Raw genomic sequence first — 23,280 nt, 5'->3', positions numbered from 1 at the left:
AGCCTGCTTTGAAGTGACAAAGGATGAAGAATGTCCCTTTATCGTAAGTGCGGACGGCATGGATACCCATGTGCTGGGTACTAAATTCAATGTACGTTCATACACAACAGAAGACCGCCACGTGACATTGGTGCAGGGAAAAGTGCAAGTGACCAACACGAACAGCCTTTCATCCGTAGTGCTTCAACCCGGACAGGACTTGACTTATACGGAAACCGGAGAAGAGAAAATATCGCGTGTCAACATAGCTACCTATACGGCATGGACAGAAGGAATGTTCTATTTTGAAGATTCGTCACTGGAAGAAATTATGAGTTCTCTGGGCAGATGGTACAACGTGAACGTCGACTTTGAACGGGTGGAACTATACAATATCCGCCTGAACTTTTGGGCGAACCGCAACGCTCATTTGGACGAGGCAGTAGAACTGCTGAATAAACTGGAAAAAGTACGTGTAGAATATCAGGACGGGACTATTACGATTAAACATATATAACTTTACAAATACAACTCTTATGAAAAAGCAACAAATTACATTGTCTCGCAAAAAGGCAATGAGAAAGGTCGTATGGATGAAAGCCGCCTTCTTATTGCTGATGTTTGTAATTGCCCTGCATGGACGGGCACAAAATACGGACAACAAATTGATTTCTTTGGAACTAAAGGAAGCGCCATTGGGAGAGGCTTTGAAGCAGTTTAGCAATGTGTCCGGTTATAAGGTGAATTTTCCTAGTGAAGATGTCGGAGCGTACCGGGTAAGCGTAAGCATACATCAGTTGGCACCTTTGGCGGCACTCCAGAAAATACTGGAAGGGAAACCTTTTGAATATGAGGTGAAACAACATTTTATCACTGTCCGTAAAGTGAAGCCTGCATTGACTACTCGTAAAGTCAGGAACATCGAAGGGCGGGTAGTGGATGAAAAAGGGGATCCGCTGCCGGGTGCGAATATCCGGGGAATCGACAGCCCGTTTGGAGCTATTTCCGATATCAAAGGAAATTTCACTTGTAAAGTGATGGAGGAAACCCACACATTGGAAGTCTCTTTTGTCGGTATGCAAACTGAAAAGGTATCTATTAAAGGGCGTACTCATGTCAATGTGGTTATGCATGAAGATAAACAGCAATTGGGAGATGTTGTAGTGACGGGTTATCAGCGTATCAGCCGTGAACGCTCTACTGCCTCTTTCGGCTTTATAGATTCTGAACAACTGACAAGACAGATGCACAGTGACCTGGCGTCATCCTTGGAAGGGCAAATAGCCGGTTTGCGTATGAATATTAATCCGAATAACGGTGATATGAGCCCTATCCTTCGTGGTGTAGGTACGTTCTCGCCTAATGTTGGAACAATGCCGTTGATTGTTGTGGATGATATGCCGACCGACCTGACCTTGAGTGAGATAAATCCTTATAATGTAGAGAGTATTACTGTCTTGAAAGATGCCGCAGCAGCCAGTATTTATGGTGCTTTGGCTGCAAACGGCATTATTGTGGTAGTTACCAAACAGGCCAAAGAAGAGGGTGCGCATGTGAATATCAATGCTGATTGGTTCATCACCAGCAAACCGAATTTCAACAGTTTGAACCTGGCTTCTACAAGCGACATTATTGATTATCAAACAGCTGTGTTTGATGCGAATGTAGCCGAATCAGGCAGTGCATCCGGTTTTTTGTCCAGCTATAAGGCAGGCTACTATAATCCGTTGTTCCAACTTTATCTGGCTCGGGAGAATGGTACACTAAGTAATAGTGAAGTCGAAGCCACATTAAATCAGTGGCGTAATAATGACTATTATAAAGAATATCGTGACAATGCCTGGCGCACGGCTGTAACTCAGCGTTATAATGTGTCCGTATCGCAGAAAGTCGGAAAAAACAATCACTTCCTTTCGTTCAATTATGAAAATGACAAGGGGCGTACGATAAATGATAAAAGGAATAAATTCTCCTTGTATTATAAGTCGAACTATGCCATAACTAGTTGGCTGAATGTGAATGCCGGGGTGGACGCCCGTCTGGGAAGTAGCGATACACCGAATACCCTGTTTACCAGTTACACTATGCAACAACGTTATGAAAGAATAATGGATGCCGATGGTAACCGTTATAATTCTCCTTATGTGAATGTAAGCGGATATTCGGGTGGGGCTTACAATGGCAGTGTCGTGAGCAAGGCGGAAGGTGTTTCACCTTATAAAACATTTGGTTTCAATGTGCTTGACGCATTGGGTGAAGGCGGTACCAAATCACGCAATGTCAGCATCCGCCCGTTTGTCAGCTTGCAGGCACGATTCCTGAAGATGTTTAAATATAACTTCATGTATCAGTATGAATGGAATCATAGCAAGAGTGAAGTGTTTGATGCGGAGGACTCCTATTTGATGCGTATGACGTACAACTCTATGATTGATACGAATGGAAATTCGGCAATGCCGAGAGGCGGACGGTTCTTTCAAAATGAGTTGAGCAGTAACCGTTATACTGTACGTAACCAGATAGACTTTGACAAAAGTTGGAAGAATCATACAGTGACTGTCATTGCCGGACTTGAATTCAGGGAAAATAAGATTCCGAAACCTACCCGGCAATTAATGTATGGATACGATCCTCAGACACTGACTTCTGACATTATAGATTGGCAGGCATACCGTGACGGTGTAGGAACCAGTGCACTTTCCGGCAATACGATTACTTTGAGTGGCCTGTCGCCTACGTTGCAAGAATCACGCCATCGTTATGCATCTTTTTATGCCAATGCAAGCTATTCTTATCTGTCCCGTTATAATGTATCCGGAAGTATCCGCTGGGATCAGGCGGACTTGTTCGGACTTGATATCCGTAACCAGCGTCATCCCTTGTGGTCTGTCGGTGCGTCCTGGATTATGTCGGAAGAGCCATTTATGAAAGATATTGTTTGGCTCGACTTCCTGAAAGCACGTATGACCTATGGTATCAACGGTAATGTGGATCAGAGTTCGACTACCTATTTTGTAGTAAAGCAGAAGACCCAGAGCAATCCGATCAAGACGACATACCTGACTTATGATGATGATGATCTTCCGAACCCGAAACTCCGTTGGGAGAAAACAGCCACTTATAATGTGGGACTGGATTTCCGTCTTTTCAATAATTTAGTCAATGGTAGCTTGGAGTATTACAACCGCCACTCATCTGATTTGCTTGTACGCCGCTACATGGATCCTACATTGGGAGCTAAATCACGTGTAGTGAACAACGGTGAGATGCGTAACCGGGGTATCGAATTTTCTCTTACTGCCAATCTCATCAGGAAGAAGGACTGGAACTTTGCCGTTGATTTCAACTTTGCCCATAACAAGAACAAGATGTTAAAGGTGGATCATAGTGATTCGGACACTTCGACAAGTTTCATTATGAGCCCGCAGAACTACTTTATGGAAGGAACCAGTTATAATACGCTTTGGGCTTACCGTATCGACCGCATTGAAAATGGATATCCGGTAGCGGTGGACAAAGATGGGAATGACCTGGTGACGTTCAACGAGGATGGTACGGTTGCCAATATTACTACCGGATCGTCACTGAAAGGTACTGAGAATCTTGTAAATCTTGGCTCGCTGACTCCGAAATTTAATGGAGCAGTGTCCTTGAGACTTAGCTACAAGGGAATTGCCTTGAATGCTTTCTTTGTGTATGCAGGCGGTAACAAACTGCGTAATAGTGTGGTAAGTATGAGTGACCAGGTGGGAAGCCAGACGTTGAAAGACATAACCAACCGTTGGAGTGCGGATGCGCCGGATGCAAATGTACGTATGTATATTGACATGCCCACAAAGGTTAAAACTTACGCAAGTACTTTCCAGGATTGGTGGCAATATGGTGATATCAATGTGAAAGATGCTGGTTATGTGAAATTGCGTAGCTTGAGTTTGGGGTATAGTTTGCCGTCTGGTATCTGCCGTCAAATCCGGCTTAATTCATTGAATTTGAAGTTGCAAGTGAACAACCTGTTTACCTGGTGTAAGGCAGGAAGCGACATTGACCCGGAAAGCTACGGATTGAACAGCGGCACACGCGGCATGGCTTCACCCAAGACTTATTCTATCGGATTATCAACAAGTTTCTAATTATTAAAAAGAATATAGGATATGCGTAAATTACTTTATATATTGCCGGTTCTGCTTATCTTGGGATTTGCGGCTTGCGAGAATTACGTGGATATTACCCCTACAGGAAAGAAGACTGTGGACTCTACCGAGACTTATTATGAATTGGTGGCTTTGCCGAACCGGAGTTATTATCCGTCGTCTTTTGCTTTGTTGAGTGATAATGTCTGGTCAAAAGAATCGAATATTATCGGCAAGGAATATCTTTCCTCTGATGGAATCAATATGACTTTTAATGAGGATGCCGATCGTAAAGAATTAAGTGATAATAATCTGTATGCAAACTGTTATCAATACATCTTACGCTCTAACATCGTGATTTCATTGGTAGATCATAGTACAGGTGACAAGGATGTGAAGGAGCTGGCTAAAGCGGAAGCAAAAATCATGCGTGCGTGGGATCATTTTATTCTGGTGAATACATTCGCTAAAGCCTACAATCCGGAGACAGCAGCCACTGACGGTGGTATTGCTATTGTCAGCGAATATGACTTGGAAGCGACTCCTACCAAAGCTACTGTTGCCCAAGTCTATGACTTTATCATCAAGGATATCGAGGATGCGTTACCTTATCTGCAGGAAGAACCGGTGAATGTATATCATCCTTCGAAAGCATTCGGCTATGCATTGGCGGCACGCGTTTACTTGTTCCACCGTGACTGGAAAAAGGCTAAGGATGCGGCGGAGGAATCTTTGAAACGGAACAATGCCTTGATAGATTATATAGCTTTGGATGCCGTAGGGGGGCCGACTAAGGTTTCAACTTATGCCAAAGGTGGCAATCCGGAAGTGTTGAATTATGCTTATATGGGTAGCACTTCGGACAATCCTGCTTATACCTATGGCATGATTAGTCCGGAATTGGTACAGCTTTTCGGAGATAATGACGAGCGTTTGAACCTGTTCTTCAAAACGACCGGTAATCTTGAGTATTATTTTGACGAGGGTTCTGGAGCTGCTTTATGGAACACTGCCCTTACCTATTCTAAGTTTCAATACATGGCTGTAGGTATGCGTACAGCCGAAGTTTATTTGATTTTGGCAGAGGCGATGGCACGTTTAAACGATTTGTCCGGATCCGTTGAAGTGTTGAATCAATTACGTGAAAAACGAATCAAAGGAAGTGAAGCTGTGCTTCCGGAACCGGCTACACAGCGTGAGATGATGCAGGAAATCATTAACGAGCGTCGTAAAGAGTTGCTCTTCGGATTCAGCCGTTTCTGGGATTTGAAACGGTTCAATACGGAAGCCGACTATGCAAAGACGATTACCCGTACTTTTCCGCTGGTAACTACGACCGTAGAACAGAAAATATATACATTGAAACCGGATTCACGTTTGTACATCATCCCGTTCCCAGTAGCTGCCCGTGAGAAGAATCCCAATTTGACACTAAATACTAACGAATAAAATAGATAGAAAAGCGATGCGAAAAATTTTAATGATGGCGGCATACATACTCCTTACACTGCAATGTGCTGGAGTGTATGCCGGTGGTAAACTTCCGCTGGAGTATGGAACCAAAAATCTGGTAGTTCATGAAGATACGGTCAAGAAAGACACTGTCAAGAAGGCTACCGCTTACGAGAAACTGTTGAAAGATGGAGGAAGTGAATGTGAGGGTATGTTCACGATCCGTCACATCAAAGATGACTGGTATTTTGAAGTACCGGATTCTTTATTGGGACGATTGTTATTGGTTGTTACCCGCTTTAAAGCTGTTCCGCAAGGATTTAAAATGCTTAGTGGAGAAGAAGTGAACCGAAGTGTGGTTTATTGGGAACAACATAATGATAAAACTCTCTTCTTACGTGAATATGTACAGTCGCAGTTTGCCCGCCCGGGTGATAAGATAGCAGAGGCGTTGAAGCAGTCTACTGTAGATCCGGTTATCGGTAAATTTGACGTTATCGGTAGAAATCCGGAGACCCGGGCACAGCTTGTCAACGTCTCCAAGTTCCTTTTAAGTGATAACAAGACCTGTGGCTTTACATCAAGTGACCGTTCTATTCTTGGTATTGGTTCTTTAGTTCAGGATCGTACATTTATGGATACTATAAAGACCTATCCTATTAATGTGGAAGTAGTAACTTTGCGTACTTACAACATAGCTTCCGGCAAACTGCCGGCTGCGGCAACAGGATCAGTGACTGTGAAACTGAATACCAGTATGGTAATGTTGCCTAAAGAGCCGATGCAGCCGAGACTGGCAGATGAACGGGTCGGCTTTTTTCAGAATCCGGTGACAGAATTCTCTGATGAACAGCAAGTCACATCGCGTGGAGCTATCATTCAGCGTTATCGGTTGGAACCGAAAGACCCGGAACGTTATCGTCGAGGACAACTCACTGAACCGAAACGCCCTATTGTATACTATATAGACCCGGCAACACCCAAGAAATGGATCCCTTATCTTAAAGCCGGTGTGAACGATTGGAATGTTGCTTTTGAAGCAGCCGGATTTAAAAATGCCATTATTGCCAAAGAGTGGCCGGACGATCCCACAATGAGCTTGGATGATGCACGTTATAGTGTATTGCGTTATTTGCCTTCGGAAACAGAGAATGCCTACGGACCGCGTATTGTAGACCCGCGTAGCGGAGAAATAATGGAAAGTCATATCTGTTGGTATCATAACGTGATGAACCTACTTAAGAAATGGTATATGGTGCAGTGCGGACCTTTGGATAAACGTGCGCAATCAATGACCTTTGATGACAAATTAATGGGAACTCTGATCCAGTTTGTCTCCTCGCATGAAGTAGGACACACACTCGGTTTGCGTCACAATATGGCTGCCAGTTCAGCTACTCCGGTAGAGAAGTTACGTGATAAAGCCTGGGTGGAAGCCAATGGTCATACGGTATCAATCATGGACTATGCACGATTCAATTATGTGGCACAGCCTGAAGACCGGATTTCAGAAAAAGGACTTTTCCCTCGCATTGGCGATTATGATAAATGGGCTATAAAATGGGGATATCAATATCGTCCGGAATTTAAAGACCCCTTTAAAGAGAAAGCGGCATTACGCGCTGAAGTTACCAAGAAACTGAAAGGAGACCATCGTTTATTGTTTATCGGTGATGAAGGAAAAGGCTCTGACCCGCGCAGCCAAAGCGAAGATTTGGGCGACAATAATATGAAGGCTAATGAATATGGTATCAAGAATCTGAAAAGAGTGATGGAGAATATTCTGACTTGGACGGCGCAACCCGACGGTCAGTATGACGACTTGAATACTATCTATAATTCAGTTCGCGTCCAATACCTGAAGTATACGCTGCAAGTACAGAAAAATCTGGGAGGCCGTTATACCAAAAATGTGCCGGATAGCAAAGGACGTGATTATGTGCCGCGTAGTATACAAAAAGAGGTTGTTGAATGGTTGGGACGTAACTTGTTCGTAGCTCCCCTCTGGCTCTATCCGGACGAAGTGGTAAGTCGTGTAGGCCTGAAAGCGGTAGATGAAATTAGCGACCGTCAGAGTTCTGCGTTAGCTTTGTTGCTTGCGCCGGGAATGCTTCACAATATCTATTCAACTTCCTTCAGCGTACCCGAACCGTATTCACTGGACGAGTATTTGAATGACGTATTTGTTGCTGTATGGAAACCGTTGAACGAGCCTAATGAGTTGGAGAACAATTTCCGTCGTCAAACACACCGGACTTATCTGTCGTTTGTAGGGCGTGTGATTAAACCTAATGAGAAAGATAATACAAGTTTGAATATGACAGTCACCCGTTCTGATATTCAACTCTTTATGGAGAAACATCTGGACAAGATTGAAGAGCATGTAAAGGAACAGTTGGCAGCTTGTAAGGAAGGAGATATGAACTATCGCCACTATTCATCTTTGCTGCGGAACATCAAAAAAACGAAAGAAACCTATTATGGAAAAGATGCTGATGTGTAGACTTCAACAGTGGAACTTTTTAAAAAGAACAGAAAAGTAGAACAGATTTTCTTGTATATATAAACTCTCTCTTTTTTACTTTAACAGACTTACTCTTCTCTAATGATAACCTTGCTTTGATGAATCATCATCCATAATGCAAGCTTAGAATTAGAGGAGGGTATTTTTTTATGTCCCTGATTACTGCATCCCGCTTCTTTACAGAAAGAATCATTATTTCTGGGTATTGATAACTATTTGTTTTCTAGTGAACTTTGTGAAGAAACAATCTGTTGTATATATAAAAAGAAGAAAGGAGAATTTTAGAAATGAAAAAGATAGTATTACTTCGTCACGGAGAGAGTGCATGGAATAAAGAAAACCGCTTCACGGGCTGGACAGATGTCGATCTGACAGAAAAGGGAGTTGCCGAAGCTGAAAAAGCCGGAGAGACATTGAAAGAATATGGTTTCAATTTCGATAAGGCTTATACTTCCTATTTGAAGCGTGCGGTGAAAACCTTGAACTGTGTTCTCGATAAGATGAATCTGGACTGGATACCTGTAGAGAAAAACTGGCGCCTGAATGAAAAGCATTATGGTGAATTGCAGGGATTGAATAAAGCCGAGACTGCCGAGAAATATGGAGAAGAACAAGTGCTCGTGTGGCGTCGTAGCTATGATATAGCTCCCAATCCGCTTTCGGAGAGTGATTTGAGAAACCCGCGTTTTGATTACCGTTATCATGAAGTGCCCGACGCGGAATTACCTCGTACCGAATCATTGAAAGATACCATTGAACGTATCATGCCTTACTGGGAAAGTGATATATTCCCCAGTCTGAAAACGGCCCATACTTTATTGGTTGTGGCTCATGGTAATAGTCTGCGGGGTATTATAAAACATTTGAAAAATATCTCCGATGAAGATATCATAAAACTGAATCTGCCTACTGCTGTGCCTTATGTTTTTGAGTTTGATGAAAACCTGAACGTGGCCAACGACTATTTCCTGGGAAACCCGGAAGAGATCAAAAAACTGATGGAAGCAGTAGCCAATCAGGGAAAGAAAAAATAGAAAAGTTACACATTAAAAAATGAAGTTATGAGTAAAGTAGTAGAATTATTAAGAGATAAGGCCTGTTATTACCTGGACCACACTTGCGAAACCATTGATAAATCATTGATTCACGTTCCGTCTCCCGATACAATTGATAAAGTATGGATTGATTCGGACCGGAACATCAGAGTATTGAACAGTCTGCAAACGCTGTTGGGACATGGTCGCCTGGCAAATACCGGTTATGTGTCCATACTTCCTGTCGATCAGGACATCGAACATACTGCCGGAGCATCATTTGCTCCCAATCCGATCTATTTCGATCCGGAGAATATCGTGAAACTGGCTATTGAAGGAGGCTGTAATGGAGTCGCTTCTACCTTTGGTATCCTTGGTTCCGTAGCACGTAAATATGCCCATAAAATACCTTTCATCGTCAAGTTGAATCACAATGAACTACTTTCTTATCCCAACACTTTCGACCAAGTACTGTTTGGTACAGTCAAAGAGGCTTGGAATATGGGAGCGGTAGCGGTAGGAGCCACCATCTATTTCGGTTCGGAACAGAGCCGCCGTCAGCTCGTGGAGATTGCCAATGCTTTTGAATATGCTCACGAACTGGGGATGGCAACCATTCTTTGGTGTTACCTGCGTAATAATGATTTCAAGAAAGGTGCTGTCGATTATCATGCGGCTGCCGATTTAACAGGACAGGCCGACCGTCTGGGAGTGACTATTAAAGCTGATATCGTAAAACAGAAACTTCCTACTAACAATGGTGGTTTCAAAGCCATCGGCTTCGGCAAGGTAGACGAACGTATGTATACCGAACTGGCTTCCGAACACCCGATTGACCTTTGCCGTTATCAGGTTGCCAATGGCTATATGGGACGCGTTGGTTTGATTAACTCCGGTGGAGAATCTCACGGAGAATCAGATTTGCGTGATGCTGTCATTACAGCCGTTGTCAACAAACGTGCCGGTGGTATGGGATTGATTAGCGGACGTAAAGCGTTCCAGAAACCAATGAATGAAGGGGTGGAATTATTGAATACCATTCAGGATGTATATCTTGATTCGTCAATTACGATTGCTTAATCAGGGATGAATAAAAATAAATTCTTATCTTTGACTATTAGATCGTTAACCATTAAAAATTAAGAGTATGAAGTTTTTTATTGACACAGCTAATTTGGAGCAAATCCAGGAGGCTTATGACCTCGGAGTACTTGACGGAGTGACTACCAACCCTTCGCTGATGGCGAAAGAAGGTATCAAAGGAACGCAGAATCAGCGTGAGCATTATATTAAAATATGCGAGATCGTCAACGGAGATGTAAGTGCCGAAGTGATAGCAACCGATTATGAAGGAATGATTCGTGAAGGCGAAGAACTTGCCGCGCTCAATCCGCATATCGTAGTAAAAGTTCCCTGTATTGCCGATGGCATTAAAGCTATCAAGCATTTCACGGAAAAGGGAATCCGCACGAACTGTACATTAGTCTTTTCAGTAGGGCAGGCATTGCTGGCAGCTAAAGCCGGAGCTACGTATGTTTCACCTTTTGTCGGCCGTCTGGACGACATTTGTGAAGATGGAGTAAGGCTTGTGGGGGATATCGTACGCATGTATCGTACGTATGACTATAAAACACAGGTATTGGCTGCTTCCATCCGTAATACGAAACATATTATCGAATGTGTAGAAGTAGGAGCCGACGTTGCTACTTGCCCGTTGAGCGCTATTAAAGGATTGCTCAATCATCCGCTGACTGACTCGGGATTGAAGAAGTTCTTGGAAGACTATAAAAAAGTCAATGGTTGAGTAAGCAATGAAACTTGCAATATATTAAAATATTAGGCACGAATTACATGGATTTCACGGTTTTTAAAATGATAGTTATCATAAAACAACTATAAAAAGAAGTGAAACCTGTGTAATCCGTGCCTAAAAAATATTTATTTTCCGGGTAGCTTCTTATTGCTCTTTTTTTCTTTCCTGTTTCTGCTTTTCTTTGTATTGAGTTGGCGTTTCTCCGGTATATTGTTTGAAAGCCGTACTGAAATAGCGTGAAGTAGTAAAACCTACCTTTTCGGCAATTTCTGTGAACGACAGGTCCGTACTGGTGATTAACGTGATTGCTTTTTCCATCCGGAATTTATTAATGTAATCATTGGCTCCCATATCGGTCAGAGCTTTCAGCTTATTGTAAAGGGAGGCTCTGCTCATACCTATCTCTTTACAAATAAAAGTGACATCCAGATGACTGCTATCCAAATGCTCCAGGATAATTTTATTCAGTTTCAACAGGAATGTTTCATCTGCCTGGCTAAAGGTGCTTTCTTCCGGCGCAGGGACTAGTCCTGTATTCAAATATCTCTTCTTGATAGATTCGCGGTTCTTCAACCGGTTGCGAATGATTTCCATCAGCATTTCTATCTCAAAAGGTTTAGTCAGATAAGCATCCGCCCCGTTCTTGTAACCACTCAACTGGCTTTGTTTATCATCTCTTGCTGTCAGCAGAACGATAGGAATGTGACTGATCGTAATATCTTCCTTTATATTTTTGCATAGTTCATATCCATTCATTCTCGGCATCATCACGTCGCTGATGATAATATCCGGGGCATGGCTTTTGGTCAGTTGAAGGGCTTCCACACCATCCGAAGCAATCACTACCCGTTTGAAATATTCTCCCAGTGACTTTTTCAGGAAGTCCGTCAAGTCCGGATTATCATCCACTACTAAAACACTGTAAGGACTCGTGTCGAAATTATCTTCCTCCGGTTGTTGTTCTTTACTATCGTCACTCATTAATTCGTTCAAATATGCTTTCGGTTGGCAGATAATCTCTTCCGATTGTTGTCTTAAGGGCAGTTCAAAGAAGAATGTCGCACCGGCATCCTGATTATCTTGTGCACCAATGGAACCTCCGTGTAGTTCTACCAGAATCTTGGAATAAGACAGTCCGATCCCTGTGCCGCTCTGCTCTCCTGTACCCTGATAGAAACGGGTGAAGAGTTTCTGTGTATTTACTTGTTTCAATCCGTTTCCCCGGTCAATGATGGAGATACGTACGCTATTTCTTTCGGAAAGCAACTCCGACATAATTGTTATTTCTGCATCCTGCGGACTGTGTTTCAAGGCATTGATAAGTAGATTGCTTAGAATAATCTCACACTTATCTTTATCAAAACTTACAGTATCGATATGTGGATCAAGCTGATAACGGATATGGACGTTCTTTGCTTCCCCTTCACTGATGAAATCTTGGGATACATGTTCAATCCATTGATTGAGAACATACGGTTGTATCTGCAATTTGCTTTCTCCAACCTCCATCTTGCGTACATCGAGTACCATATTAATAAGGTTTTTCATTCGCTGCGCTTGACGGTAGATCGCTTTTATTGGCAAATACTGTGTATCTTCGGTAGAAAGGGATTTCAACATCCGGTTAAGTGGTGCGTATATTAACGTTAAAGGTGTACGCAACTCATGACTGATATTAATAAGAAAACGTACTTTTTCTTCATATACCTGTTGCTCATGTTCTTTCATTGCCCACTTTAACTTCTCTTCTTTACGTTTCCATGCTCTTCGGAAAGCTTCGATAATAGCGGCAGCAATAAAAACGGCGCAACAAAGAATAAACCACCATGTCCGATACCAGGGAGGAAGGATGGTCAATTCCAGTACTTCCTGACTGGGAATCCAATTACCATCCTTGGCGGTACAGGACGCCATGATTTTATAACTTCCCGGAGGAAGTGAACGTATGGCCAGTTCGGGATTGTATGATTCGATTTGCTGGTCATTCAGCCCCTCTATTTGGTATCTGTACACTTTCTGTCGAAAAATATCTTTCTCTTTCGACATGATTCGAATAGTGATATTACTATTCCAGGGAGCAGAAATCCCTGCTGGATGATTCGTTAATTCGTTATTTACTGACTCTCCATTAATGATGACATCTGATAATTGGAGTTGGGGAAGTTCGGAAGTGGTTAATGGTATTTTGCTGTTAATATGCAGTAACCCTTTCACTCCACCCATGTAGATGTCTCCCCGCATACTTAATAGACGAGGTTTGGAAAGATATTCGTTTTGGATTACACCGTCTGATTCACCGAATAGAACGAATTTTTTCTCTTTGATGAGCCAGGCGAAAAGCATACTGTCGGCTCCTATCCATACTTTTCCTTGCTGGTCGCATGCGATCAATGTGATTTCACTAAATAGAGAGGTCGGGATTGGTGTCTGTATTTTGGTGGCAGGATTGTAGTGTACCAATCCGTAGTTGTTTCCAATCCAGAAATTTCCCTCTTCGTCTCGTGCAACAGAGTTGATCGTTGTATCTTTCCAACATCTGTACAGGGCTTTCAGCCGGTTGGTATGGTTGTCCAGTTCATATATGTGCTTCGTATCATTTAGATAAGTGATATTCTTATAATTGTCGATCGGTAAGAGAGCACCGATAATTTCCTGCTCTTCTTGTTCTATAACGGTACTGAAAGTACGTGTATTCAAATCATAGATATAGATATGTTCTCCAAGGAACAGAATATTGTGATGAGTGTTCCGAAGTAGATTTACAGCCTTGCCTCGATTGCACAAGAGTGCTGTCGTTTTAGCGTCAACAATGGTGAAAGGCTGTTTTTCTCCTGTTGCCGGGTTGAAAATAAATACTCCCTGTGAGAAAAGAGAAATTAATAATTTGCCGGGAGTAAACTGGCAGATAGAGGCTACTTTGTCTTCCCAGGTGGAAGGGTAATGGATAAATTTCTCTGTGAGTGGGTTAAAGCTGTTGATGCCTCCTCCGTCTGTACCGACCCAAATTTGGTCTTGGGATTCTTGGAAAAGACTTAGAACGGTATTGTTGCTTAGTCCGCGGTCGTTGCCGGGAGGTACATCTGTATACGTTTTCATGGAAACTTCCCGGATGCTGATTAGTCCGTTACGGATGCTACCTGCCCACATATTATTGTTGCAGTCGTTGTACAGACATAAAATAGAGTTAGCGGGGAGTGAGTAGTGGTCACTTCCGGGCATATGCTCCAACAGCGAAATACGTCTTGTTTCCGGGTCGAGAATATTAATGCCTCCTCCGTCTGTTCCAATCCAGATTTCTCCTTCCCGTTCGGCGAGACTTAGTATGACATTGTTGCTTAAAGAGGAGTTGTGGGTAGTATATGTAGCCAGTAGTTTACCGTCGCGTGTCAGACAGTTCAGCCCTCCATTGTAGGGAGCTACCCAGATTCTTTTTTGTGAGTCTATGAGTACATTCATGATTTCTTTTCCGCAATCGAAAGGAGGACGTCGGCATTTTCCGGTATTCAGGTCGAGCAGGAGTAGTCCTTGCCACCGGCTGCAACAGAGTAATGTGTGTTTATCCCATAGATTTAGTAGAGTCACATTATAATTGGGTTCTAAGTCAAATGTTTGTAGGAGGCGTAAAGAGGTATCCTGATAATTATAGAAAAAGATTTTATTTTTCGAACCGAATAACACTCCGTTATCAGTCAGGCAGGCGGAATAGGCGATGATATTATTTCCTGTCTCATCAGTCGGTATAAAAAAGTCATCGCTTTGCCTCTGATAACGTGTCACTCCTTTGTCTGTCAGAATCCAGATATTGTTTTGTTCGTCTTCTATCATCTGGTAGATTAAATTGTGAGGAATGGAATGAGGGTTATTTGCCTGATGAATATATTTTTTAAGTTCGTGTCCGTCATATCTCCCTAATCCGGAACGGGTTCCTATCCATACAAATCCTTGTTTGTCCGTTAAAATACATCTCACGGTAGAGGGAAGACCATCTTTTAGGGAGATTTGCTTATAGTAATAATGACCGGCTTGAAGAGTGGAAACGCCGATAAACAGTGTGATAAATGCAATGCATAGTAGTAAAAAGGTTTTTGTTCTCATGAGATCAGGTCAGTTAAACTGAAACAAAGATAGTGTATTCGGATGAATATTAGTTAAATCCCCTCTCTTATTTTTTAGTTTTTATGCTTATCTTTGCTCGAAAATATACGACTATGATTACCGAAGAACTACAGAAACTTTATCAGTCATATACGGGCGTTCCCGCTGAAAACATAACAGAATTACCGTCTTCCGGTTCCAACCGCCGTTATTTTCGGCTGACGGGTATAGAAACATTGATTGGAGTCTACGGGGCTTCTATTGATGAGAATGAGGCATTTCTTTATATGGCAGGACACTTCCGCAAATGTGGACTGCCTGTTCCCGAAGTGCGCATTGCCTCGGAAGATAAAACCTATTATTTGCAGGAAGATTTGGGCGATACTCTGTTGTTCCATGCCATAGAGAAAGGACGTGCTACCAGTGTCTTTTCCGAAGAGGAAAAAGAGTTGCTTCGCAAAACGATTCGTCTGCTTCCTGCTATTCAATTTGCCGGGGCGGATGGATTTGATTTTTCCCGCTGTTATCCTCAACCGGAGTTCAACCAACGCTCTATTCTGTGGGATTTGAATTACTTCAAATATTGCTTCCTGAAAGCTACCGGTATGGAGTTTCAGGAAGACAAACTGGAAGATGATTTCCAGAAAATGAGCGATGTCTTGCTCCGCAGTTCTTCCGCTACTTTCATGTATCGTGATTTTCAAAGTCGTAATGTGATGATAAAAGACGGGGAACCGTGGTTTATCGACTTTCAGGGCGGACGCAAAGGCCCGTTCTATTATGACATAGCCTCTTTCCTGTGGCAGGCGAAAGCGAAATATCCTGACAGCCTCCGCAAAGAACTGCTGCAAGAATATATGGAAGCTCTTCGCAAATACCAACCGATTGACGAATCCTATTTTTATAGCCAGCTTCGCCACTTTGTCCTTTTCCGTACGCTGCAAGTGCTGGGAGCCTACGGTTTCCGTGGTTACTTTGAAAAGAAACCGCATTTTATCCAAAGCGTTCCTTATGCCATCGAAAACCTGCGTGAATTGTTAAAAGAAGAATATCCGGAATATCCGTATCTCTGTAACGTTTTGCGGGAGCTTACCGGACTGAAACAATTTACGGACGACCTGAAAAAGCGGCAGCTAACCGTCAAAGTAATGAGCTTTGCCTATAAGAAAGGAATTCCTGATGACTCTACCGGCAATGGAGGAGGTTATGTATTCGACTGCCGCGCCGTGAATAATCCCGGCAAGTATGAGCGTTACAAACCTTTCACCGGACTGGATGAACCTGTAATCACTTTTTTGGAAGAAGATGGTGAAATACTCCGTTTCCTCGATCATGTCTATGCTTTGGTAGATGCCTCCGTGAAACGTTATATGGAACGCGGATTCAGCAATTTGTCCGTCTGCTTCGGTTGCACCGGCGGACAGCATCGTTCTGTTTATTCTGCCCAGCACCTGGCAGAGCACCTGAATCAGAAGTTTGGTGTGAAAGTCGAACTGGTGCATCGGGAACAGAACATTGAACATACGTTTGAGGCAACAATCTAAGAAGAGTAAATATAAAGAAGAAAGTGACCGAAAGAATGAAAGCAATGATATTTGCAGCCGGTTTGGGTAGCCGGCTGAAGCCACTCACCGATACCATGCCGAAGGCTTTGGTTCCCATAGCCGGACGTCCGATGTTGGAACATGTGATCTTAAAACTGAAAGCTGCCGGATTCACAGAAATAGTGATTAACATCCACCATTTTGGCGAACAGATACTTGACTTCCTGAAAGCCAATGAGAATTTTGGACTCATCATACATATTTCCGACGAACGCGACCTGTTGCTCGACACCGGTGGGGGAGTTAAGAAAGCTCGTTCTTTCTTTGAAAACTCTGATGAACCTTTCCTGATACACAATGTAGATATTCTTTCGGACGTGAATTTGAAAGATTTATATGACTACCATCTACAAAGCGGTGCTGTTGCCACTTTGCTGGCCAGCCAACGTAAAACCTCCCGCTATCTTCTTTTTGATACAGGCAAGAGACTTTGCGGATGGATAAACAAGGACACGGGACAAGTGAAACCGGAAGGTTTTCAGTATGATCCTTCTCTTTATCGGGAATATGCATTCAGTGGTATCCATGTACTTTCGCCCGCCATTTTTCAATGGATGACCTCTCCCCGTTGGGAGGGTAAATTCTCTATTATGGATTTCTATCTTGCCACTTGCCGGCAAGTAAACTATGGTGGTTATTTGAAAGAAAAGTTACACCTGATTGATATAGGCAAACCGGAAACATTAGCGAAAGCAACAGACTTCTTATACCAAAATGCGAAATAAAGATACTGAAAGAGGCTAAAAAGCCTCTTTCTTGCTATGTAACAAAATATTTAAGTAACTTTGCTTGGATAAACAATCAATATTGTAATACTATACAAATTTTGCTGCATGGAACAGACTTTGGAAAATGGGATAGCTGACAACTTATTGCACAACATCTTTAATGACCTGTCTGTAGGCTTGGAGTTGTATGATAAGGACGGTCTCATGATAGATGTCAATTATTCGCGGTTGAGATCAATGGGGATAAAAGACAAGAAGGATATTCTGGGCTATAATCTATTTAATTACACTAGTTTCTCTGATGAAATCAAAGAACAGGTCAGAAAAGGAGAAACAGTGCGTTTCATGGCAAAATATAATTTTGATGACGTGCGTCATCTTTTTCCTACTAATCTGTCCGGTATAAAATTCTTCGAGATTACTGTTTCTTTCGTACATAATGAAAAGTCGGAAATTACGAATTATATGGTGATTAGCCAGGATGTCACCGAACGTGTTCTGTGGCAAAACAAATATGATAATCTTTACGAAGAAGCGGTGCGCTCAAAAAAAAGAACTCCTTGAGAGCGAACAAAGAATGATCCAATTGATTCGTCAGAATGAGTTGGTATTGAACAATATTAATTCGGGATTGGCATATATTGCGAACGACTATATCGTACAATGGGAGAATATCTCGCTTTGTAGTAAAAGCCTTTCTTATGAGGCTTACAAAAAAGGGGAGCTTTGCTATCTGACGGCCCATAATCGCACCACTCCTTGTGAGAACTGTGTGATGCAACGTGCCCGGAGATCCGGTCAGGTAGAGTCTATCTTGTTTAATCTGGATAACAAGCATGTCATAGAAGTCTTTGCTACTCCCATATTTAATGAACAGGGAGATGTTGACGGTGTCGTGATTCGCGTAGATGATGTTACCGAGCGACAGCACATGATAGGTGAACTTGAAACGGCAAGAAGTCGTGCTGAACAATCCGATAAGTTGAAATCCGCCTTTCTGGCAAATATGAGCCACGAAATCCGTACACCGTTAAATGCTATCGTTGGTTTTTCCGATTTATTGATGGTGACGGAAGATCAAGAAGAAAAAGAAGAATTTATTCAGATTATCAATGCCAATAATGAGTTGCTTTTGAAACTGATTAACGACATACTGGATCTTTCGAAAATAGAAGCCGGCTCGGTAGAACTGAAATACGAAGATTTTGATTTGGCTGTTTATTTCAACGAATTAGCTGCTTCGATGCATCGTCGTGTAGTAAATCCGCAGGTTCGGTTAGTTCCCGTGAATCCTTATGAAACCTGTACCGTTCGTTTGGATAAAAACCGGTTAGCGCAGATTCTCACTAACTTTGTAACTAATGCTATCAAATATACCTCCAAAGGAACTATTGAAATGGGGTATGAAAAGATAGACGGAGATATTCGTCTTTACGTTCGTGATACAGGTATTGGTATACCGGAAGATAAAAAAGACAAGGTGTTCCATCGTTTTGAGAAACTGGATGAATTTGCACAGGGAACCGGACTGGGACTGTCTATTTGTAAAGCCATCGTTGAGGCTTGCAGGGGAGAGATAGGCTTTGAGTCGGAATTTGATAAAGGGTCTTTATTTTGGGCGGTTTTGCCATGCCAGTTTGATTCGGTTGACAGCGAGCCGACTTCTTCACGTCGGAATAATGAGAAGGATGCAGATAATGAAAGCATTCTTGACTCCGAAGAAACAAAGAAAGTACCTAAAAGAGTGCTGGTCGTTGAAGATATTCAAAGTAACTTCTTTTTGGTATCTTCTATTTTGAAAAACAAATGCCAGTTGTTACACGCACCGAATGGACTGGAGGCAGTTGAGATTGTTCGTACCCAACCGGTGGATTTGGTACTGATGGATATGAAGATGCCTGTTATGGACGGGCGTACTGCAACCTCGGAGATCCGGAAGTTTAATGCTGAAATTCCAATTATCGCCCTGACTGCTCATGCCTTTGATGCCGACCGGGTAGCTGCGTTGAAAGCCGGTTGTGATGATTATCTGGTGAAGCCGATCAATGGTGCGAAGTTGATGCAGACTCTGAAAGAGTATGGTTGTTGAAAGGAGGGGATTAAAAATGTGCTGATCTGAAAAAGGGTATATTCTATTCTTTCTGTTTTTAATATATCGGTCACTTGTTTGTGGTGAAGGAAAAAACGCTCTGCATTTTGGATGAAAGAATGTAGGGTTGTTTGTTATCCTGGATAATTCCTGTCTAAAAATAAATAATTTCTCTGTATTGCTATCTATATGCTTACTATTTGCCCGTATGTAGTTTGCTTTATCATTTTTCTTTTGTGCGCTTGTGATGATGAACTAGCCTATAAACGGGCTTTTCCGAGGGCTTTTATAACTTGGTCGGTGAGTATGGAAGGCTTTCTCGGTGAGGAAGGATGTGTTCCTCACCGAGGAATGGCTTATTGCTCACCGAGGAAAATCATTTATTTCTTTAAAGAAAACGCATATCATCTGAAAATATATGCTGTATTGTGGTGGTAATATGCATATATATGTGGTAATATGGATGCTTTTAATTCCGGATTACCATCTTCAATAATTTTGTTTTCTTTCTTAATCTGAAAAATAGAACATTTCTCTTGTTTGTTTGGAGGAATTGAAAGGGAGACAGCTTACTATAAAAGGCTATAAATCCGTAAAGTTTGGGATTGTTTTTTATGTTTATGGATTTAAATAGTTACCTTTGCTAAAAATAGAATATCATGTCCAAATACGTCAATCCTTTTACTGATATAGGATTTAAAATTATTTTTGGTCAACCGGCCAGTAAGAATTTGCTCATCACTTTGTTGAACGAACTACTTGCAGGTGAACATCATATTACAGAACTTACTTTTCTGGATAAGGAAGATCATGCGGACAATGTGAGTGATAAAGGTATCATTTATGATCTTTATTGCCGTACAGCAAGTGGTGAGTATATTATCGTGGAGATGCAGAATCGTTGGCACAGTAATTTTTTAGATCGTACACTTTATTATGTTTGTCGTGCTGTGAGTCGGCAGATAGAATCTCCTTCTTCAAAAGAAGTCCCTGTCCCTGAGGATCCGATGACTGCAAGAGAACCACTTGTCTCTTATGGAAAGCAGTATAGACTACCTACTATATATGGAATTTTCCTGACGAATTTCAAAGAGGAAAATTTAGAGGCTAAATTCCGTACGGATACGGTTCTTTCCGACCGTGATACAGGGAAGATTGTTAATCCGCATCTCCGGCAGATTTATTTGCAATTTCCTTATTTTACAAAGGATTTGTCGGACTGCCATACATTATATGATAAATTAATTTATGCACTGAAGAATATGAGCAATTGGAATAGAATGCCGGATGCTTTGAAAGAACAAGTGTTTGAACATCTGGCGAGATTGGCAGCAGTTGCCGATCTTTCGGAAGAAAACCGTATCGCTTATGATAAGGCATTAGATCGGTATAGGGTCAACCAAATTGTAGAGGAGGATGAACGGCGTAAAAACGAAGAGATGCGGAGAAAAGCGGCTGAAGAAGGGTTAAAGGAAGGGATGAAGGCCGGGTTGGAAAAAGGAGTGAAAAAAGGAAGGCTAGAGGGAATAAAAGAAGGGATGAAAGAAGGGATGAAAGAAGGGATGAAGGAAGGGTTGGAGAAAGGGTTGGAGAAAGGAGAGCAAAAGAAGCAAATTGAAATTGCTCGGAAGATGAGAGAGGACGGAATATCCATTGATATAATTATCAAATATACGGGTCTTCAATCTTCTGATATAGAAAACCTATAATATATCTTCATAGGAAAATTGTTGTAGTTATATTAGGATAAAATATAAAGGAGGCGGGAATATTCAAGAATGGATACTTCCGCTTTCTTTTTTTGATTCGTAAGATGTCCAACAATGTCTATGATGGTTAGATATATCGATGAAATGGATGATTTTAGACAAAATTGGAAAAATAGTAGCTAAAATAGAACATGCATATTCAGTAACCACGTCTATATTTGCGTATGGATTTCAGCAAAAAATCTGGAATAAGCTTTTTAATCTTTAAATTTAATAATTTATAAAAATGACTTCTATGAAGAACCTATCAAAAGTTTTTCTGCTATGTTTCATCACATTGTTTGCGTTTGTAGCGCAATCTATGGGACAAGGAAAAAACATTACCGGTCAGGTAGTGGATGCTCTAAATGAAAGTATGCCTGGTGTCAATGTACAAGTAAAAGGTACTACTAATGGGACAATTACCAACATTGATGGAAAATTCTCCATTTCCGTTCCAAACTCAAAATCAGTGTTGGTCTTTACTTTTATCGGTTATTCCAAACAAGAAATAGTGGTTGGAAATCAGACTAAAATTAACGTTCAATTAAAAGAGGATGCACAAAATTTGGATGAAGTAGTTGTTGTTGGTTATGGAACGGCTAAAAAGAGCGATTTAACAGGCGCTACAGCCAGTCTTCGTCCTGATGCGAATGATGCTTCAAAAGCTGTATCTATTGACGGGCTATTGCAAGGTAAGATTGCAGGTTTAAATGTAACAGCTTCAATGTCTACTCCGGGTGCTGCTTCTTCTGTCACTATTCGTGGTGCTAACTCATTACGTGGAGATAATCAGCCGTTATATGTGATTGATAATGTGCCGCAAGCATCTACTGGTGAGTTTGCCGAGTCTGCTGTGGGAGGTGGTGACTTCCAAATAGCTCAAGATCCGTTGAGTGCAATAAATCCTAATGATATTGAGGATATTACCGTCTTGAAAGATGCTTCTGCTACTGCGATTTATGGTTCTCGTGGTGCCAATGGCGTAATTCTTATTACAACTAAAAAGGGAAAGGCCGGAAAGGCAAAAGTAAATGTCACAGCGAACTTTACGATAGCTAATGCACGTAACTTGCACGATATGTTAAATTTGGAAGAGTATGCCGATTACACTAATTCTAAATTAGACCAACCGCGATATTATCTGCAACCTAATGGTGAAATGCGTTACGTATTTAGTGGTAATGAATCCGCTTATCAGGCAGATCCGAATAATCCGGAATTATATAAGGTTATTACCTATCGCAACTGGCAAAAAGAAGCATATACATCAGCTTTCTCACAGGTCTACTCGGCTTCTGTCAGTGGAGGAACTGCCGGTATGAAATATTATATCTCCGGTAACTTTAAGGATATTAATGGTATCGTAGAAAATACAGGAATAAAACAGGGTGACTTGCGTGCTAATTTAACTGCTGAATTATCTAAAAAAGTAACTTTAAATTTGATATTGAGCGGTTCATTAAAGCAGAATGATATGATGACGGGCGGTAATACAACCGGAGGCGTTGCCGGATCTTTGGCTCGTACGGTTCTTGATACAGCTCCTTATATTGTTCCTGATGATGATCCGGGTGCTTTGGAATCAAAAATGAATGTATTTAGTTGGGTAAATGATTATGATGATATTACTAATAATAAGACATTTAATGGAAGCTTGAATCTGAATTGGAACATTAATAAATATTTCTCGTATAGTCTGCGTGCAGGGGGGAATATAATTGTCAATGACCGTAAACGTTGGTATGGGATTCAGTTACCTCCGGGAGAAAATGTGAAGGGTTTACTGGCAATCAGTAATGTCAATAAGTCTAATTATACAGTGGAAAACCTGTTAAACTTTAATATGGACTTGACTAAGGATTTTCGTCTGTCGGCAACAGCGGGTATCACTTATGATGAATATCATTTTCTGACAGAGAATGTTTCAGGCAATACTTTTTCTATCTATGACTTACGTACTAAAGGATTGTCTAATGCAGGAAAAGTGGATGTAAAACAGCCTATACAAAAAGATTATCAATTACTTTCATATTTAGGACGTGTTAATTTATCTGCTTATGATAAGTACTTGTTGACGGCTT

The 23,280-nt window shown here is 41.7% G+C and carries 14 protein-coding genes; 13 read left to right on the top strand and 1 reads right to left on the bottom strand.

Annotation, left to right across the window (positions count from 1 at the left end; all coding sequences use genetic code 11):
• From BXY_RS22305 to fsa, 7 genes are all read left to right on the top strand, one after another.
• The coding region (locus BXY_RS22305) for a FecR family protein (RefSeq protein WP_208946894.1) at positions 1–496 on the top strand (496 nt) is incomplete at its 5' end.
• Between the two features lie 19 nt (positions 497–515).
• Entirely contained in the window at positions 516–4,109 is a 3,594-nt protein-coding gene (locus BXY_RS22300) for a SusC/RagA family TonB-linked outer membrane protein (protein ID WP_015533010.1), read from the top strand.
• Positions 4,110–4,130: 21 nt separating this feature from the next.
• Complete coding sequence (locus BXY_RS22295) at positions 4,131–5,558, top strand: RagB/SusD family nutrient uptake outer membrane protein (RefSeq protein WP_015533009.1); 1,428 nt, start codon at positions 4,131–4,133, stop codon at positions 5,556–5,558.
• A gap of 16 nt (positions 5,559–5,574) precedes the next feature.
• A complete protein-coding gene (locus BXY_RS22290) occupies positions 5,575–8,064 on the top strand; it encodes a zinc-dependent metalloprotease (RefSeq protein WP_203462499.1) in 2,490 nt (829 codons plus the stop codon).
• Between the two features lie 308 nt (positions 8,065–8,372).
• Entirely contained in the window at positions 8,373–9,119 is a 747-nt protein-coding gene (gene gpmA, locus BXY_RS22285; protein WP_008026056.1) for a 2,3-diphosphoglycerate-dependent phosphoglycerate mutase, read from the top strand.
• A 27-nt stretch (positions 9,120–9,146) separates the two neighbouring features.
• Positions 9,147–10,199: a class I fructose-bisphosphate aldolase gene (locus tag BXY_RS22280; RefSeq protein WP_004312676.1), complete on the top strand. Its 1,053-nt coding sequence runs from the start codon at positions 9,147–9,149 to the stop codon at positions 10,197–10,199.
• A gap of 67 nt (positions 10,200–10,266) precedes the next feature.
• Positions 10,267–10,923 (top strand): fructose-6-phosphate aldolase, encoded by a 657-nt coding sequence (gene fsa, locus BXY_RS22275; protein ID WP_004312675.1) that lies wholly within the window; start codon positions 10,267–10,269, stop codon positions 10,921–10,923.
• 153 nt (positions 10,924–11,076) lie between these two features.
• On the opposite strand, the gene BXY_RS22270 is transcribed toward fsa, so the two are convergent.
• Complete coding sequence (locus BXY_RS22270) at positions 11,077–15,027, bottom strand: hybrid sensor histidine kinase/response regulator transcription factor (RefSeq protein ID WP_015533007.1); 3,951 nt, start codon at positions 15,025–15,027, stop codon at positions 11,077–11,079.
• Positions 15,028–15,140: 113 nt separating this feature from the next.
• Between BXY_RS22270 and BXY_RS22265 the strand changes: the two genes are divergently transcribed.
• The 6 genes from BXY_RS22265 to BXY_RS22245 form a co-directional block, all read left to right on the top strand.
• Positions 15,141–16,571: a RapZ C-terminal domain-containing protein gene (locus BXY_RS22265; protein WP_008026060.1), complete on the top strand. Its 1,431-nt coding sequence runs from the start codon at positions 15,141–15,143 to the stop codon at positions 16,569–16,571.
• Positions 16,572–16,606: 35 nt separating this feature from the next.
• Entirely contained in the window at positions 16,607–17,356 is a 750-nt protein-coding gene (locus BXY_RS22260; RefSeq protein WP_008645811.1) for a nucleotidyltransferase family protein, read from the top strand.
• Positions 17,357–17,464: 108 nt separating this feature from the next.
• Positions 17,465–17,923, top strand: coding sequence for a hypothetical protein (locus BXY_RS23925; protein WP_015533006.1), 459 nt, complete (start codon positions 17,465–17,467; stop codon positions 17,921–17,923).
• Positions 17,841–19,448, top strand: coding sequence for a response regulator (locus BXY_RS22255; RefSeq protein ID WP_369742157.1), 1,608 nt, complete (start codon positions 17,841–17,843; stop codon positions 19,446–19,448). Before BXY_RS23925 ends, BXY_RS22255 begins: the two co-directional genes overlap by 83 nt.
• A 659-nt stretch (positions 19,449–20,107) precedes the next feature.
• Positions 20,108–21,157, top strand: a complete 1,050-nt coding sequence (locus BXY_RS22250; RefSeq protein WP_004316235.1) for a PD-(D/E)XK nuclease family transposase — start codon at positions 20,108–20,110, stop codon at positions 21,155–21,157.
• Positions 21,158–21,452: 295 nt separating this feature from the next.
• Positions 21,453–23,280, top strand: a 1,828-nt coding sequence (locus BXY_RS22245; RefSeq protein WP_208946893.1) for a SusC/RagA family TonB-linked outer membrane protein, incomplete at its 3' end; no start/stop codon positions are given.

This window comes from Bacteroides xylanisolvens XB1A (genome assembly GCF_000210075.1).
GTDB classification, from domain to species: domain Bacteria; phylum Bacteroidota; class Bacteroidia; order Bacteroidales; family Bacteroidaceae; genus Bacteroides; species Bacteroides xylanisolvens.
This window is presented reverse-complemented; position numbering and strand designations above follow the sequence as displayed.

What these genes read in the sequence shown, in the direction of transcription:
- BXY_RS22250 (WP_004316235.1), top strand. Translation starts at nt 20,108, where the DNA reads ATGTCCAAATACGTCAATCCTTTTACTGATATAGGATTTAAAATTATT.
- BXY_RS23925 (WP_015533006.1), top strand. Translation starts at nt 17,465, where the DNA reads ATGGAACAGACTTTGGAAAATGGGATAGCTGACAACTTATTGCACAAC.
- BXY_RS22265 (WP_008026060.1), top strand. Translation starts at nt 15,141, where the DNA reads ATGATTACCGAAGAACTACAGAAACTTTATCAGTCATATACGGGCGTT.
- BXY_RS22280 (WP_004312676.1), top strand. Translation starts at nt 9,147, where the DNA reads ATGAGTAAAGTAGTAGAATTATTAAGAGATAAGGCCTGTTATTACCTG.
- BXY_RS22270 (WP_015533007.1), bottom strand. Translation starts at nt 15,027, where the DNA reads ATGAGAACAAAAACCTTTTTACTACTATGCATTGCATTTATCACACTG.
- fsa (WP_004312675.1), top strand. Translation starts at nt 10,267, where the DNA reads ATGAAGTTTTTTATTGACACAGCTAATTTGGAGCAAATCCAGGAGGCT.
- BXY_RS22260 (WP_008645811.1), top strand. Translation starts at nt 16,607, where the DNA reads ATGAAAGCAATGATATTTGCAGCCGGTTTGGGTAGCCGGCTGAAGCCA.
- BXY_RS22295 (WP_015533009.1), top strand. Translation starts at nt 4,131, where the DNA reads ATGCGTAAATTACTTTATATATTGCCGGTTCTGCTTATCTTGGGATTT.
- BXY_RS22290 (WP_203462499.1), top strand. Translation starts at nt 5,575, where the DNA reads ATGCGAAAAATTTTAATGATGGCGGCATACATACTCCTTACACTGCAA.
- BXY_RS22300 (WP_015533010.1), top strand. Translation starts at nt 516, where the DNA reads ATGAAAAAGCAACAAATTACATTGTCTCGCAAAAAGGCAATGAGAAAG.
- BXY_RS22255 (WP_369742157.1), top strand. Translation starts at nt 17,841, where the DNA reads ATGTCACCGAACGTGTTCTGTGGCAAAACAAATATGATAATCTTTACG.
- gpmA (WP_008026056.1), top strand. Translation starts at nt 8,373, where the DNA reads ATGAAAAAGATAGTATTACTTCGTCACGGAGAGAGTGCATGGAATAAA.